This is a genomic window from Holospora undulata HU1, assembly GCF_000388175.3.
Classification (GTDB): domain Bacteria; phylum Pseudomonadota; class Alphaproteobacteria; order Holosporales; family Holosporaceae; genus Holospora; species Holospora undulata_A.
This window is the reverse complement of the sequence record NZ_ARPM03000161.1, coordinates 15,706-30,001: the sequence shown is the minus strand read 5'-3', so window position 1 is coordinate 30,001 and position 14,296 is coordinate 15,706. Positions and strand designations below refer to the sequence as shown.

General features: G+C 36.1%; 17 protein-coding genes. 15 read left to right on the top strand and 2 right to left on the bottom strand.

Translation table 11 applies throughout. The annotated features are described in order from the left end of the window. The first annotated feature begins 228 nt into the window (after window positions 1-228). Both K737_RS04900 and K737_RS04895 read left to right on the top strand, forming a co-directional pair. Window positions 229-1,470, top strand: coding sequence for a proline-rich domain-containing protein (locus tag K737_RS04900; RefSeq protein WP_023491929.1), 1,242 nt, complete (start codon window positions 229-231; stop codon window positions 1,468-1,470). Window positions 1,471-1,607: 137 nt separating this feature from the next. Further along, the gene (locus K737_RS04895) at window positions 1,608-2,789 is read left to right on the top strand and encodes a hypothetical protein (RefSeq protein WP_152531096.1); all 1,182 of its coding nucleotides are present in this window, start codon (window positions 1,608-1,610) and stop codon (window positions 2,787-2,789) included. 31 nt (window positions 2,790-2,820) lie between these two features. Here K737_RS04895 and K737_RS04890 read toward each other — a convergent pair whose 3' ends face one another. Then, entirely contained in the window at window positions 2,821-4,098 is a 1,278-nt protein-coding gene (locus K737_RS04890; RefSeq protein WP_006292670.1) for an APC family permease, read from the bottom strand. Window positions 4,099-4,368: 270 nt separating this feature from the next. On the opposite strand from K737_RS04890, the gene K737_RS04885 reads away from it, so the two are divergent. From K737_RS04885 to ruvA, 5 genes are read left to right on the top strand one after another with little or no spacing between them, the layout of a single operon-like run. Continuing rightward, window positions 4,369-5,091 (top strand): YebC/PmpR family DNA-binding transcriptional regulator, encoded by a 723-nt coding sequence (locus tag K737_RS04885; RefSeq protein ID WP_023491926.1) that lies wholly within the window; start codon window positions 4,369-4,371, stop codon window positions 5,089-5,091. 15 nt (window positions 5,092-5,106) lie between these two features. Continuing rightward, a complete protein-coding gene (locus tag K737_RS06880) occupies window positions 5,107-6,090 on the top strand; it encodes a septal ring lytic transglycosylase RlpA family protein (protein WP_006292674.1) in 984 nt (327 codons plus the stop codon). 19 nt (window positions 6,091-6,109) lie between these two features. Continuing rightward, entirely contained in the window at window positions 6,110-7,237 is a 1,128-nt protein-coding gene (locus K737_RS04875; protein ID WP_006292675.1) for a D-alanyl-D-alanine carboxypeptidase family protein, read from the top strand. 50 nt (window positions 7,238-7,287) lie between these two features. After that, window positions 7,288-7,914, top strand: a complete 627-nt coding sequence (gene tmk / locus K737_RS06875; RefSeq protein ID WP_006292676.1) for a dTMP kinase — start codon at window positions 7,288-7,290, stop codon at window positions 7,912-7,914. Further along, on the top strand, window positions 7,911-8,483 hold the full coding sequence (ruvA, locus tag K737_RS04865) for a Holliday junction branch migration protein RuvA (RefSeq protein WP_006292677.1): 573 nt from the start codon (window positions 7,911-7,913) through the stop codon (window positions 8,481-8,483). Before tmk ends, ruvA begins: the two co-directional genes overlap by 4 nt. Before the next feature lie 44 nt (window positions 8,484-8,527). Here ruvA and tsaE read toward each other — a convergent pair whose 3' ends face one another. After that, entirely contained in the window at window positions 8,528-8,998 is a 471-nt protein-coding gene (gene tsaE / locus K737_RS04860) for a tRNA (adenosine(37)-N6)-threonylcarbamoyltransferase complex ATPase subunit type 1 TsaE (protein ID WP_006292678.1), read from the bottom strand. A gap of 445 nt (window positions 8,999-9,443) precedes the next feature. Between tsaE and K737_RS04855 the strand changes: the two genes are divergently transcribed. The 8 genes from K737_RS04855 to rplL all read left to right on the top strand — a co-directional run bounded on the left by K737_RS04855 (window position 9,444) and on the right by rplL (window position 14,185). After that, entirely contained in the window at window positions 9,444-10,556 is a 1,113-nt protein-coding gene (locus K737_RS04855; protein ID WP_006292679.1) for a hypothetical protein, read from the top strand. Between the two features lie 330 nt (window positions 10,557-10,886). Continuing rightward, entirely contained in the window at window positions 10,887-11,177 is a 291-nt protein-coding gene (secG, locus tag K737_RS04850; protein WP_006292680.1) for a preprotein translocase subunit SecG, read from the top strand. Window positions 11,178-11,322: 145 nt separating this feature from the next. Next, complete coding sequence (gene secE / locus K737_RS04845; RefSeq protein ID WP_200863620.1) at window positions 11,323-11,493, top strand: preprotein translocase subunit SecE; 171 nt, start codon at window positions 11,323-11,325, stop codon at window positions 11,491-11,493. Beyond that, entirely contained in the window at window positions 11,480-12,028 is a 549-nt protein-coding gene (gene nusG / locus K737_RS04840) for a transcription termination/antitermination protein NusG (protein WP_006292684.1), read from the top strand. The genes secE and nusG overlap by 14 nt, the downstream gene beginning before the upstream one ends. Before the next feature lie 3 nt (window positions 12,029-12,031). Next, window positions 12,032-12,487, top strand: coding sequence for a 50S ribosomal protein L11 (rplK, locus tag K737_RS04835; protein WP_006292686.1), 456 nt, complete (start codon window positions 12,032-12,034; stop codon window positions 12,485-12,487). A gap of 11 nt (window positions 12,488-12,498) precedes the next feature. Next, a complete protein-coding gene (gene rplA / locus K737_RS04830) occupies window positions 12,499-13,197 on the top strand; it encodes a 50S ribosomal protein L1 (protein WP_024161474.1) in 699 nt (232 codons plus the stop codon). 73 nt (window positions 13,198-13,270) lie between these two features. Beyond that, window positions 13,271-13,783 (top strand): 50S ribosomal protein L10, encoded by a 513-nt coding sequence (rplJ, locus tag K737_RS04825; RefSeq protein WP_024161473.1) that lies wholly within the window; start codon window positions 13,271-13,273, stop codon window positions 13,781-13,783. Between the two features lie 24 nt (window positions 13,784-13,807). Beyond that, window positions 13,808-14,185, top strand: coding sequence for a 50S ribosomal protein L7/L12 (gene rplL / locus K737_RS04820; protein ID WP_006292691.1), 378 nt, complete (start codon window positions 13,808-13,810; stop codon window positions 14,183-14,185). Window positions 14,186-14,296: the final 111 nt, after the last annotated feature.

Here is a 14,296-nt window from a genome sequence, read left to right as displayed (position 1 = left end):
ACTTCACAAGGAGGCTCAGGTGGATCAAAGATAAACTCTTATTCTTTGATTTCAGCGATCTTTTAAACTACCTGAAAAAAAGTGAGGGGGAGTATGATTTCAATTATAGTATTAGTTTTTATTTTTGCATTTTATTTGTTTTAATCTTTAGTAATAGTTTTTTTTACTTATTTTTATCACTAAAAAGTTAAACTATATTCATATTCTATTCTAATTTTTTAAAATAAAATGTTGCATCGTGGTCATTTTTTGTTAGTATTTTTTTTAACAAATTTCTTTTTTCTCCTTTACGCTAATAAAAATTTTGCTAGAAAAAACGCTGGAATTGTTTCTTCAAGACAAAAGAAATTATCTCAAGTTTCTTGTAGCCAGGCTGATATTGGATCTTCTTGGGCGGAAATTTCTAACCCTCTAATTTCTTTACAGGAGCTAGAAAAATCTTGCATACTCTCCATAAAGGACTGGAATAGTCAAAATCTTTCTGATTTTCAAAGCTTACCAGATTTTAAGCAGGTTAATTCTTTGGAAGAGGTTAAGAAAATCATTTTAAAAGCATTGTTGAAACAAAAAAATGTGATTCCTATAAGTCAGTTTTTGATTCGAGCTAATATTTCTGACGAGTGGTGCCTTTTGTTAGAGTATATTACTTCTCCCTTATGGGATTCACAAAAATCTCCTTACGGAATTACCATAAAGGATATTTCTGCGTTACTTTCTGTTCCTCTTTCTAAAGTAAAATGTCAAGGATTAAAGCTTCCTATTCCAGAAAATTTTTTAGATGCTTTTGAGCAAGCTGATGAAGTTCTATCGGAAAAAAAACAAGAAGATAAATCTTGTCTTGTATCAAATGATGAAAAAAATAAAAATTCTTCGGAAAATCCTTCTTCTAAAAAATCTTATGTACCTCCTCAATCTGGAGATCAGCAGCCGAGAGATCCTCAATCTGGAGATCAGCAGCCGAGAGATCCTCAATCTGGAGATCAGCAGCCGAGAGATCCCTACGCCCAGGATCGTAAAGAAGGTGGTTACTATGATACGTCTTACCAAAAACCAGTATCTACTTACGTGAAAGCAGAAGAATGTCTAGAATTTTGGGTTTCCTCGATAATAGAACAAAGTATGCGATATATCAAGAAAAAGCCGCATGTTTGGAATGCTCTCTTTAAGTCTGCAAACGCAGATCCTATGAACCAACGTATTGTTCAACATATTAGAAGTTCTATGGGGGAAAATTCTTCCCAATCTTATGACCATGAGTCAGGTCGAGGCTATAATGAGGGGGCCGGGAGCTATGGGGGTAATGGTGTAATCTCTGCCAGCGGTTCGGGAGCTCAAGGTTCTTCCAAACCTTTTACAGATCCCCAGTATTTAGACAGTAGAGAAGAATCTGCACCTCAAGAATCACAAGAGCCTGCTGCTAAACGTAAAACTGTTACATTTTTTTCGAAACAAAAAAAAGCAGTCAAATGAATTACGAAATAATAAATTTTAGATTAATAAGATCTGTATTTTTAGTAAGTGTAGGATTCTGTTTAAATACTCTACAAGCAGATTATAAAAAACATTATAGGGAATGCCAGATTAATATTTACGATACTGGGGAAGAAATGAAAAAATTTGGAAAAGAATTTCTTTATTTTTTAAAAAAAGGATCAAAAAATCGATCAAGTGAAGAATTGGAAAGGGAAGAAAAACTATTCAATACGATTATTAAAAATATTAACCATGGAGATATAAAAAAATTTGCAGAAAAATTTCTAAAAACAATCCCAGAAGATTTTTATAGGGGAAAAAATCCACAAGATGCTTTGGTCTTAGATATAGAAAAAATTTTTACAAATTACTACAATGCTTCCATGAAAAGCAAAAGCAATACATCTTTTAGCGGTGATCTTGAAATAAAGCTTAAAGAAGAAAACGAGGCATCTGTAACGTATAATAAAATTTTAACGACTATTTATCGTGTGGTGCTAGAACAATCTCATTACTCAGATAGTTCGATTTTCGAAACCAGCTATATTATTCGGAATGCATTAGAAACTTTGGGAAAAAAAACTAATTTTTCTCCTGTGCTACAATATTTTTTGGAAAGTATTTTTCGAAAAAAAGATTTACGTTCTTTGGTTAAAAAAATAGTGTCGATGTCTCTTCAAGAGTACAAAGATAATGAAAGAATTATTAATCACCCCTCTATAACTAAAAACTTAAGATGCATTAAAAAATTTAAGCAAGCCAGTGATCAAATTCAAGAAGAAGACGACGAAAAACTTTTAGAAGGAGAAGCACCAGAACCTCTTCCTGATCAAGTTTTAGAAGTTCTATTTTTAGAGGGGATAAAAAAAAGCTCTCTTACTAATCCAGCAAGAAAAAAACTTTTAAGGTATCTTGAAAAAAAAGATTATAAAAGTAAAGATCCTCAATGGAATGAAAATACTCCACTTATTAAGAAAATTATTCAGGCGTTATCAGGGGAATCAAAACGTAGTAAATACGAAGAATCTGAATCACGTCGTTCGCGTTCATATGATTCAGATAATTACGGAAGAGGGGCTTCTCTTATTTCTGCAAGTAGAGGGTCTTCTGATCGCTCCAGAGTTTCATTTCAAGGGGCAGGTCTTTTAGGGTACGGTGTTGAAAGTGTTTTTAGGGATTCTAATTCGGATGAAGATAAAAAAAAAGATGAAGCTCCTAAGTTAACGATTAACTTTTGGGATCGTCTGCGCCCAAAAAAGAGAAAAACGGTAAAATTTTTAAAAAAAAATAAAAAATCTAAATCATTAAAAGATTAAAATTGTTTGCTAATTTAATTAATTTTAAGTTTCAACGAAGAGTAATACTTGTATCTATAAAACGTCCCTTGATGAGCCTTCCCGTTATAAACAAAACCCCAGGAACAATCCAGAAAGATAAAGGCACTGTATAGAGGGACCAAACAGAAAATCCACCAGCGACTAACATTACTCCCCAGAACCACCAAGATACCTGAACTTTTTTGTAAAGAATAAAACGAATTAATGCTGCAAGACATGCAAGGTAAATCATAATAAAAATTGAACAACACAATTCAATCACCTGTCCCAAAACGCCTTCTGATTTTTGAATTTGAATCAAAAATGTAGTTCCTGCCAGCATAAAAGCAGTAACTAAAACTCCAAAAGCGGTGGGGTCTATTTTGGAAGGTTTGACGTTAATAAGACCGCTACGCAAGGCAACCGAAATCATTTGGCCAGAAGCTAAAAGCCAAGAGTTAAGGGTTCCCAAACACATCATCATGGCAGTCAGAGAAAAACCAGTGTTCCCCCAAGGCCCAAACAAGTTTTTAATTAGCTCTGTTAATGGGTTAATCCCCGGCTTGAATGAAGTAGAGCTCATAATAATCCAAGTGTTGATAAAGTAAATACAAAGGACGCAAGCGGTTCCAAAAAAAAGAGCAAGAGGAAGGTTTCTTTTAGGATTTTTGACCACGTCCGTGATCGTTGTGCTTGCTTCTAGTCCAACAAATCCCCAAAAAGTCAGTAAACTTGAAGCGCTTAGTGCGCGTAAAGGTGGTTCACTGACACTCCAGACCCCTGTACCCCATCCGTATTTAGCTATTGTTATCACGGGAATAACAATCCAAGGAAGTACTTTAAATAGGGCAAATATAATTTCCCCCCATCCTGAAATAACTGCTCCGTAGAGGTTTAGAACGCTGACCCCTGCAAGCATAGCCGCACCTGTCATTATTTTTAAGGAAAACGAGAACTGACACCCTAGTGCAGATTCTAAGCTAGAAATTGCAAGCAAAAGCAAGGGAACGGAACTAAACCAAGAAATAAACCAATAGGCCCATGTGCTATAAAATCCTGCAGATTTTCCGAACGCTTTTTCAATATAAACAGAAGGTCCTCCGAAAGCAGGATCTGTTTTTGAAAGTACAGAAAAAATAAGCGTTAAGCTTAACGCTCCCAATCCGCTGACTATCCAGCTTAAAGCTCCCCAAGAACCATAAACGCCTAACTGCTCTGGCAACAAAAACAAGGCAGAACCTAGTTGCAATCCGATAACAAAAGCAATGACCGAAAAAAGATTCATTTTTTCTCTTTTTTGAATTTCCATGGTATAGAATCCTTCCTTGGTAACAAAAATAATATCATAGATTCTATGAAACTTTTGCTTGAATATCAAGAGAAAGTTTAAGGAAAGGCTATAATTAATATAGTAAAGTCTTCTTAACAGTCTAATCTTTTCAATACTTCTAATCAATCGTAACTTTTTAAAGAAATGTGGATTTTCTTTAAAATAATTTAATGAGCAGTCCTTGTTGGCAAGGATAAAAATTTAGGTTAGGATATCAGAGAAATTCGATACGAACCTTACGTAAAGCCTATGGCAGGACATTCACAATTTAAAAATATTATGCATCGTAAAAATGCCCAAGATGCAAAACGTTCAAAAATGTTTGGAAAATTCCTCAGAGAAATTAGTGTGGCAATTCAAGAAGGGGGGGGAAGAGACATGACTGCTAATCCCGCTTTGCGTTCTGCCATAGCAAAAGCCAAACAAGCCAATGTCCCAAATGCAAATATTGCAAGAATATTAAAGGGAAATAATCAAGAAGATCGTATATATGAAAGTATTCGTTACGAAGGGTTAGGACCGGCAAACAGTGCGTTAATTGTAGATGTAATCACAGATAACCGTAATCGCAGTGCGTGTGATATTCGTACCTTATTTCATAAAAACGGTGGAAGAATGACTGATTCTAACACAGTGGGCTTTATGTTTGAACGTAAAGGTATGATTTTATACGACGTAAAAACAATTCAAAAAGAAAAACTGATACTTTCTGCTCTAGATGCAGGTATTCAAGATGTAGAGGAGGCAGAGGAAGCGTGTGTGCTTTTTTGTGTATTAGAGCAGTTGCACCAAGTTGCTGAAGAATTAGAAAAGGGATTTGGAGCGGCAAAGGAAGTTCAAGCCGTGTGGTGGCCTCATCATTGGGTAGAGTTGCCCGATGCGGAATCGTATGAAAAATTAGATCAGTTACATACTGCACTAAATCAGCATGATGATGTTCATCGAGTCTGGGACAATGTTATTCAATCTTGAAATTTGAATAAAGGCATGGGAAAAAGAAAGGTATGGTGGGGAATTGCCAGCGCGCTTTGCGTGATGTTGGTCGGTTGCGATCCTTGTGAAGAAGTAAAAAGGCCTCAAATCCAAAAAAAGGGGACTCAGGCTCCCTATCTTATTAAGGGGGTGTGGTACTATCCCCAAAGTCACTATCACCTAAAGGAAGAAGGTGTTGCTTCGTATTATGGCATTAACGATGGCGAGCATAACGGACTGGACGCTATGGGGGGAACCTACAATATGCATAAAATGACAGCAGCTCATAAAACTCTTCCTCTTCCTTCTGTTGTTCAGGTGCATAACCTTAAAAATAATCGCTGCGTTTTGGTTGCAGTGACCGATAGAGGCCCCTTTATAAAAGGAAGAGTTATTGATGTATCTGTGCAGGCTGCCAAAGTTTTAGGGTTTTTTCATGAAGGCACTGCCCCGGTTCGCATTTACGCACTAGAAAGAGAAAGTAAAGTGTTGACAGAATTGGCAAAAAATATTTCTTTAAAGTGGAACAGTTTGTCAGACTTACTGCCGGAAGTAAGAAAATTGTGTCAAAATTATCAAAACGATTTTCCTTCTTCCCCTGGTTCAAATTCTTGTAAAGCAAATAGAGTACATTTGGATTCTGGTAGATCTGTATCTTTGAAAAAAATAGCAATCGAAAGGTCAAAACCAAAAATTCAAAACGAGTTGGTTATAAAAAATATAGAAAGCGTAAGATCAAAAAAAAATATTCAAAAAGCTCTTGTTACAAAAAAAATTTATGTGTCTGTTGCGCACTTGTCTTTTGATGAAGCAACCTGGGTAAGAGTGCAGAGCAATACTTTTCATTGGATATGTTCTGGAATCAAAAAAGTTCAAAACTCAGGACATAAGCCTTTTATGATACTTTTAGGGCCTTTTTTGAACCAATCTCAAGCACAAAAGGTAATAAATTTCTTTAAAAAAAACCATATGTCAGCAGTTGTAGTACCCTTATCTTAAAGGAGGATAAAGATTATATATGCAATTTTTTTTCATATTTTTCAACTTTTTATTTTTTTTCGCGTTTTCGAAAAATGCTTTATCTAAAAATTTTACTATGCCCCCCCTTGTTCACACTAGTGCGCCGTTTGCCTTGGTTGTGAGCGCGGATTCTGGAGAGGTGTTATTTGATAAAAATTCTAGTGCGTTTATTGTTCCATCTTCTATGACGAAACTTCTTACATTATATATTTTGTTTGACGCGGTACGTAAAGGGCACTTTCAGTGGGACAGTTCACTTTTTGTTTCAAAAAATGCCACTCAGAAAGAAGGGTCGCGTATGATGCTGATTCCTCATCAAAACGTTCTTCTAAAAGATCTTGTTTTAGGAATTATCGTTTGTTCTGGAAATGATGCTAGTACTACATTTGCTGAAGCTTTTTCGGGAAGCGAGCCTCAATTTGCTCAGCATATGAATCAAGTTGCAAAAGGTTTGGGGGCGAAAAATACTCATTTTACCAACTCTTCGGGGCTTCCTGATCTTGAGCATAAAACTACTTGTCAAGATTTGGCTTGTATAGCGCTGCGAATTTTTCAAGATTTTCCAGAATATTATCCTTATTTTAAATCAAAAGACTTTACCTTTAACAAGGTTCGCCAGTGGACGAAAAATCTCCTTGTCCGAAAAGGAATTGCAGATGGAATGAAAACTGGAAAAACTCAAGCGGGTGGATACGGAATCGTTGCTTCTGCGCAACGAAATGCGCAACGATTTATTGTGGTATTAAATGGAATGAAAACGGAACAAGAGAGATTTCATCAAGCGGGTTCATTGCTTAATTGGGCTTTTGATCGCTTTGTTACTATCAATCTTTTTAAAATGAATTCTGTTGTAAAGGAAATTCCTGTTTTTGGCTTAAATCAAAAAGTTGGGCTTTACACACCTAAGCCTATTTCTATTTGTATTCCTAAATATCAGTTAAAGGACGTAAAAGTTAAAATTATATATTATAATGGAGTTTATGCTCCAGTACGCAAGGGAGAGCTTTTGGGAGAAGTGCAAGTTTTGATTCCAGAAAAGCCCAAAAAAGTTTTTCATCTTTACGGAAATCGAGATGTCATTTTAAAAAGTTGGTGGAGAAAAGTTTTGTATAAATTAGGGTTTTAATAAAAAAATAAATAGAGGTAAAACTTAGAAGATTAAAGGAGATCGAATTCATGAATGTTAAGAAATTTATTACTTTTGAAGGGGGGGATGGCGCTGGAAAGAGTGTTCAAATTCAAAAATTATACCACCGCTTAAAGCAAGAACACGGGCCAGTTTATGTTACGAGAGAGCCAGGAGGAACCGCTTTGGGAGAAACGCTCCGTACCATGATTTTGCGCACACCTGATCTAGCACCAAAGTCATTATGTGCTTTATTTATTGCTGCGCGACACCATCATTGGGCCCAAGTCATCGCGCCAGCTTTGGCACAGGGGTTTTGGGTCTTGTGTGATCGATTTATTCATTCTACTTTTGTCTATCAAGGGGGTATAGGGGGACTGGATTTTGAGTTTATTCAGTTGCTTCACGAGCAATTAGAAGCATACATTATTCCAGGACTTACTTTTGTATTGCAATCAGTTCCCACAGAAAGTTATGCGCGATGCCAGAGGCGCGACTCTTCTCAAAAAAATTACTTAGATCAGAGGAATTTTTCTATTCACTGTGCTGTGGAAAAAGCGTACAATGACCTTAGTTTAGGAAACATTGTGCGCATAGCTCCTGGTAATTTAAAAGAGACAGAAGAAAGTGTGTGGAAGAGTTTTCAACATTATCTCTTAAAAGAGTGTTCAGAATGATTGGGTATCTTAGTGGGCGTATTATTAGGCGAAAATCGCCAATTATTATATTGGAAATCCAAGGAATAGGCTATGTGGTGTACGTCAATCATCGTCAGCTAGAACGTTGGGGGGATACTGTAAGCTTGTGGATTGAAACAGTGATGAAAGAACACCAAAGTGAGTTGTATGGATTTGAGTCTTTAAAAGAGCAAAGTGCTTTTTTGCAATTACAAAAAGTTCCAGGTTTAGGGCCAAAAGTAGCTTTAAGCATTCTATCTTTTTTTGATGACGTAAGCCAGCTTTATGGTGCCATTCAACAGCAGGATTTTTCACGGTTTAAGATGATTCCCGGGATTGGTGCAAAGTTAGCAAGTCGTATTATTCAAGAACTTCAACAAACGGTAATGCAAGAGGATTCAGTAAGAGTTCAGTGCGATGAGGAAGTAAAAACAGCGCTACAAGCATTGTGCGCTTTGGGATACGAATCTAGGATTGCATTAAACGTATTGCAGCAAATCACAAAAGAAGAAAAAGATGTGGACGCAGAAGCCTATGTGCGACACGCTTTGAAGCGTTTACCTTCCTAAAGCGTCAACTTGTTTTTTTATTAGATAAGAAAATAAGTGTATCGTTACGTGCACCATGAAATTTTTAAAATTCTGTTTTGATGGGCGCTAGTGTATTGAAGTTCAAAACGCACGTAAGTTTCAGGGTAAAGATACCCTAAATAGTCTGCCCATTCTATAAGACAAATATTGTGATGTAAGTAGTCTTCTATTCCTAAACTTTTTAAACGATCTGGATTTTTTTCTAGGCGATAAAGATCAATATGCCAAATCGTTTGATCATTCCAAGTATAGGGGATCATCAAAGAAAATGTCGGACTGCTGACTCGAAGATCTTTTCCAAGAGCGGTTTGTAAAAGGCTTCGAACCCAGGTTGTTTTCCCCACCCCAATTTCTCCATAAAGCAAAACAGGTATACCATTTTGGAGTAAGGAAACGTATTGCGCTGCGTGTTGTTTTAGTTCTTGTTCATTAACAACTTCGTTTAATAAGATTTGTTTAGAGGGCAAAAAAGTTTCAAGATACAATAAAAGCATATACCGGGAATTATGCCATGAATTTCTTTTTTTTGAAAGAGAAAAATTGTTATTTTGTATAGGTGTTTATTTTATAAAATAATAGAATTTGTAAATTTATTATTAATTTTTTGATTTTAATTATGTAATACAGTGTAATCAAAAGTTCATTATTTTTATGCGCTGAAATTCTCAAGATTTTCTTGAAAATTCGTTACTCTTAGAGAAAAATATTTTTTTATCTTTACAAAAATTAACGATACTGTTGAGATAATTTTTTGTCTAAGATAGATCTATAAACTGAGCAAGGAGTCTTGAATAATGGATAATTTGACTTATTTTCATAATAAAAAATCAAATCAGATTCATAAAAAAAATCACAAAAAATTTTTTAAATATACATTTATAAAAAATATACTTTTTTATTTTACAATTAAGTAGTAATGTTTTAATATTATTGATTCTTATGAAAAATTTTTTTTTATATTTGAGTTTATTAAGCGCTTGTGCTCACGCGGGAGGCCAGTCTTATCGAGTCATAGAAGAATCTTTACAAAAAGTTTTTTCTGAAATTTTGGATCCTTCTTCTAAAAAAATTCAATTTCCTGAGATTGATTTTGACCAATCTTTAACTGAGACGGAGAAAAAAATCTTAAAAAAACAAGTGTACCAAACGACATTTAATGCTTTGAAATTAAAAGCATATATTTTGAACCTTTCTGGGATGGCAAAAGATCTTTATTCTTATAAGCTTCCTGATTTTTCGACAAAAGCAGCAATGGAAGAGTTTAAGAAATTTTTCTTTAATTCTATCGAAAATATTATTAAATTTCCAGAAAAGGGAGACTTGGATTTTTCTGCACTGGAAGAAACAAAAATAGGAAAAATACAAGCCGAGCATTTTTTGGAAACTCAAGGAAAAAATGCTCTAGGTTTGGGAAACGAGTTATCTTCGTACATAGAAAACACTTGTTCTGAAGTTGTAAATAGTTTTTTGTCTTATACTGAAAAAATTAAAAATGAGATAGATTCTGCTTATCCTTTAATATCTGAAGATATAGACAAATTAAGCAAAAAAATCGAACGCCTTAGCACCAAGATTGGGATTAAAGAAAGCGAAGAAAAGAAAATTTTGGCGGAAGCCCATGTCTTAAAAAAATCGAACCTTTTCAGAAATTTGATCGTTTTAGAGGATTTTTCGCCTAAACAAAGCAGCACAGAAATAAACATCCTTAATACCCAGCAATATCCTGATATTCTTAATACCCAGCAACATCCTGAGAAAAACATCCTTAATACCCAGCAATATCCTGCCAAAAAACATACTTTTTCACCAAATCAATTACCAGGTCAAGTCATTTCACCAAGTCAGTTTTTACCTCGACCTATTTTGCCAGGTCAAGTGATTTCACCAAGTCATTTTTTACCCCGGCCTATTTTACCCAGTAAAGGTGATAACGAAATAAACCTAAGAACTGAGCAGGTTCCTTCAAAAAAGCAGAGCTTCTTTGTGCCAAACTTTTCTAACGCACCTCAATCTTCTCTAAAAGGAAAAAATCTTTTTAAGACCGACAAATAGTGCTTCTAAGCATCAATGCTAATCACACTATTTCAGTTTTTCTAAAAAAACGAAGGCTTTGGTGTTTATAAAAATTATCTCATCATAAAAAAAACTAAAACGGAGAAGTACTTGGGGGGGGCTATGGTTTCACTTTGGTTAATATCGAATTAATGACTTTTTTAATATCTCTTATTTTTGTGTTGTTCTTTAAAAAGAAAAAAAAATTAAAAATAAATAAATTACAATCTAATAAGTGATGTAAAATTTTTGTAAACCAATGGAAAGATCTTTACTCTTTAAGAAAGATCTTGTATTCTTCGTAGAAAGAAAAGAATAAAGAGACGTAATATGATAGTTGTTTTGATGATTTTTCACATTATTGTGACGATTTTTATGGTGAGTATTATTTTGCTGCAAAAAGGAGAAGATTTTGGAGCTGAAAGTGTTTCTCTTCGTGGAGCGGGTGGGGGAGAAAGTGTTTTTACAAAACTCACCGTAATCGTAGGGGCTATTTTTATGGGAGATTGTTTGTTAATGGCAACTTTGGTTCGTTTAGAATCTAAAGTGAATAAAATTAAAAATATTGATGAAGAGAAGGCAAAAAAACCTGCCTTAAAAGAAAATCTAGAAAAAAAATAGCATTGTTTCTTTATAAAATAAATAAGATGGGCGTTAAAGCGATTAGAAGGCTTGACGTGCAAAAAAAAATCCTTTAATCTGAGAGCTAAGAAATGAAAGCAGTTCAAAAATGCTAGGGTGGTATAAACAAGCTCATGATTTTATATTGAGTGTATTTACCGAAGTTAAGCGGGTCGAATGGCCGAAGCGTGGTGAGGTTGTTTTTAACGTAATTATCGTTTTTGTTCTCGCACTTACGTTTTCTGTCTTTTTTTTGGTTGTGGATCAGACGATTATTGGAGCGTTACGATGGGGGCTAGGATATGGCTACGATTGATGCTCTTCGTTGGTACATTCTTCGTGTGGTTTCTAATGCAGAGGCTTCTATCGCTTTAGAAGTGGAAAAGCAGCTAAAGGATGCCAAGCTTTGGCATGATACGTATCAGACACTGGTAGTGGCAAAGAAAGTAGAGGTAGTACGTAGGGGAATCCGTCAGCTGGTTGATGAAAAGTTGTTTCCTGGGTACGTTTTTGTCCGTTTGAATTTAACGAATGCTGTGAGTGATGTGGTGCGTAACACTGCAAGAGTTCTTGGTTTTCTTGGGAATGATTCGGGACCTCAATGTTTAAGTGATGAGGAGGTAGATAAAATTCTTCATCAGGCCAGTGAAGCGGTGGCTCCTTCTGATGTTTGTCATGCGCTGGAAGTGGGGAAGATGGTGAGAATTTCTGGCGGATTGTTTTCTACGATGGAAGGAATGATCGAATCTAAGGACCTTCTTAAGCAGCGCGTTAAGGTTTCTATTTCTATTTTAGGGCGGTTGACAGCGGTGGAGCTAGGGTTCGATCAAGTTGAAATCATTGAGGAGTAGTGGATGACTGTAATATCAAAAGAATCTAAAAAAAGAGTTCCTGTGCGTACCATTCGTTTAAAGATTGGGGCAGGGGAAGCAACGCCGAAACCTCCTGTGGGGCCAGCTTTAGGGCAGCATGGGTTGAATATTCAAGATTTTTGTAAAGCGTTTAACGCTAAAACTCAGCATCTTGAAAAAGGTGCTCCTGTGAAGGTGTTGATTGATGTTTACGGAGATCGTAAGTTTGATTTTCGTGTTACGAAACCGGTAGCAAGTTATTTGTTAAAAAAGGCAGCTTCTATACAAAAAGGAAGCAGTTCTACAGGAAAAAGTGGGCCTGTTGCCACGTTGAGTCGCACTCAGCTTGAGGAAATCGCAGCATTTAAAATGGAAGATATGAATGCTTATGACGTGGCTTCTGCGGTGCGCACTTTGGAAGGTTCTGCGCGTTCTTTGGGTATTGAAATAAAAGATTGATAGGAAAGGTTATGAAACGAAATACGACAAGACGGTTACAGCTTAGGGATGAGGGGATTAATTTTCAAGCCGCGTATTCACTTTCTGATGCCGTGAGTTTACTTCAAGAAAGAGGAAAGTTAGGGCAAGGAGGGGTTAAGTTCGATCCGAGCGTTGAGTTTGTGTTTAAGTGTAACGTAAACACTGCTAAGAGCGATCAGGCGATTCGTTCACTGATTCCTTTACCTCACGGAACGGGAAAGACTTTGCGTGTTGCAGTTTTTGCAGATCATGGAGACGCTCAAGAAGCGCGTTCTGCAGGGGCAGACATCGTAGGGGGAAGTGACCTTATTGAAGAAGTGAAAAAGGGAAAAGTAGATTTTGATTTTTGTATTGCTACTCCCAATTTAATGGCAGAAGTGGGAACATTAGGACGTATTTTGGGGCCTCGTGGATTGATGCCAACTATTAAAACAAACACAGTTACAAAAGATGTTGGGCAAGCAGTAAGAAATGCTAAATTTGGCCAAGTTGAGATTAGGCCAGAAAAAGCAGGAATCGTTCATGGATTGATGGGGAGGCTTAGTTTTTCGTCTAGCGCTTTAGAAGAAAACTTTTTATGTGTCTATCACGCTTTGCAAAAGTTACGCCCTTCAGAAAGCAAAGGAGAATTTGTAAAGAAAAAAGGAATTTCTAGCACTATGGGATTTTGCTTGTGGGTAAAAATTTAATTTAGTGGGCTTGTATTAAATATAAAATCGTGATTTACTGTACGTTGATTACGTGCATGGTTTGGGAGGGTACATGGATCGTTTAGCTAAGAAAGATTGTGTTGATCGTTTGCGTAAAAATGTATGCCAGAGTTCGTGTATGTTAGTTGTGACACATTCTGGATTAAACGCGAAGTCTATTTCTGGATTTCGAAGGAAAGTTCGAGATGTCGGGGGAACGTTTGAAGTAGTAAAAAATACGCTGGCAAAAAAAGCATTGGGAGAAGATGTAGAATTTTTAAATGCTTTTCGATTTCCTACTGCGGTACTTCTTTCAAAGGATCCTGTTTCGTTATCAAAGGTTTCCGTTGATTTTGCTAAAGAGCAAAAAGAGCGGTTTCGAATAGTTTTAGGACGATTAGATGGTGTTTTTCTTTCTGAGAAAGAAATTCTAGAGTTATCTTCTTTGCCATCATTGGGGGAATTGCGAGCAAAGGTGTTGTGTCTTTTCAATGCTGTGGCAGGAAAGTTTCTTTCTGTTCTTCAAGCTCCGTCAAAAGGCATGCTAACCGTTTTGGATTCGCATCAGAAAAAAAATATAGATTAAACTTGAACAAGGGGATTTTAGATTATGGACGCAAAATTATTACAAATTCGTGAGCAGCTAGATACGCTAACTATTTTGGAAGTGGCAGCTTTGGTAAAAGAGCTTGAGTCACATTGGGGGGTTTCTGCCTCTGCTCCTATTGCGATGGTTGCTCCTGGTGCGGCATCTGCTGGTGCGGCGGTAGAAGAACAAACAGAATTTAAGGTGATCTTGAAAGGTGTGGGATCCAAAAAACTCGAAGTGATTAAGGAAATTCGTGCCATTACTGGGCTTGGATTGGGAGAAGCGAAAGCTGCGTCAGAGACCCCAGATTTTGTTGTAAAAGCTGATATTTCGAAGGCAGATGCAGATAAGATTGCTCAAAAATTCAAAGATATTGGTGCTGTCATTTCTGTAGAGTAAGCTGTTTTTGTGTGGATAAGAAAGGATTATCCTCTTGAAAAATGCAAGTTAGTTTAAAGCGAGCATTATAAAGGGGGTGTCTTTTTGACCTTTTTATAGATTGCTATTTTT

Coding starts and splice junctions, on each gene's coding strand:
- K737_RS04890 (WP_006292670.1), bottom strand. CDS start 4,098: ATGGAAATTCAAAAAAGAGAAAAAATGAATCTTTTTTCGGTCATTGCT.
- K737_RS06880 (WP_006292674.1), top strand. CDS start 5,107: ATGGGAAAAAGAAAGGTATGGTGGGGAATTGCCAGCGCGCTTTGCGTG.
- K737_RS04875 (WP_006292675.1), top strand. CDS start 6,110: ATGCAATTTTTTTTCATATTTTTCAACTTTTTATTTTTTTTCGCGTTT.
- rplA (WP_024161474.1), top strand. CDS start 12,499: ATGAAACGAAATACGACAAGACGGTTACAGCTTAGGGATGAGGGGATT.
- tmk (WP_006292676.1), top strand. CDS start 7,288: ATGAATGTTAAGAAATTTATTACTTTTGAAGGGGGGGATGGCGCTGGA.
- rplJ (WP_024161473.1), top strand. CDS start 13,271: ATGGATCGTTTAGCTAAGAAAGATTGTGTTGATCGTTTGCGTAAAAAT.
- K737_RS04855 (WP_006292679.1), top strand. CDS start 9,444: ATGAAAAATTTTTTTTTATATTTGAGTTTATTAAGCGCTTGTGCTCAC.
- K737_RS04895 (WP_152531096.1), top strand. CDS start 1,608: ATGAAAAAATTTGGAAAAGAATTTCTTTATTTTTTAAAAAAAGGATCA.
- ruvA (WP_006292677.1), top strand. CDS start 7,911: ATGATTGGGTATCTTAGTGGGCGTATTATTAGGCGAAAATCGCCAATT.
- K737_RS04900 (WP_023491929.1), top strand. CDS start 229: ATGTTGCATCGTGGTCATTTTTTGTTAGTATTTTTTTTAACAAATTTC.
- nusG (WP_006292684.1), top strand. CDS start 11,480: ATGGCTACGATTGATGCTCTTCGTTGGTACATTCTTCGTGTGGTTTCT.
- rplL (WP_006292691.1), top strand. CDS start 13,808: ATGGACGCAAAATTATTACAAATTCGTGAGCAGCTAGATACGCTAACT.
- tsaE (WP_006292678.1), bottom strand. CDS start 8,998: ATGCTTTTATTGTATCTTGAAACTTTTTTGCCCTCTAAACAAATCTTA.
- secG (WP_006292680.1), top strand. CDS start 10,887: ATGATAGTTGTTTTGATGATTTTTCACATTATTGTGACGATTTTTATG.
- K737_RS04885 (WP_023491926.1), top strand. CDS start 4,369: ATGGCAGGACATTCACAATTTAAAAATATTATGCATCGTAAAAATGCC.
- rplK (WP_006292686.1), top strand. CDS start 12,032: ATGACTGTAATATCAAAAGAATCTAAAAAAAGAGTTCCTGTGCGTACC.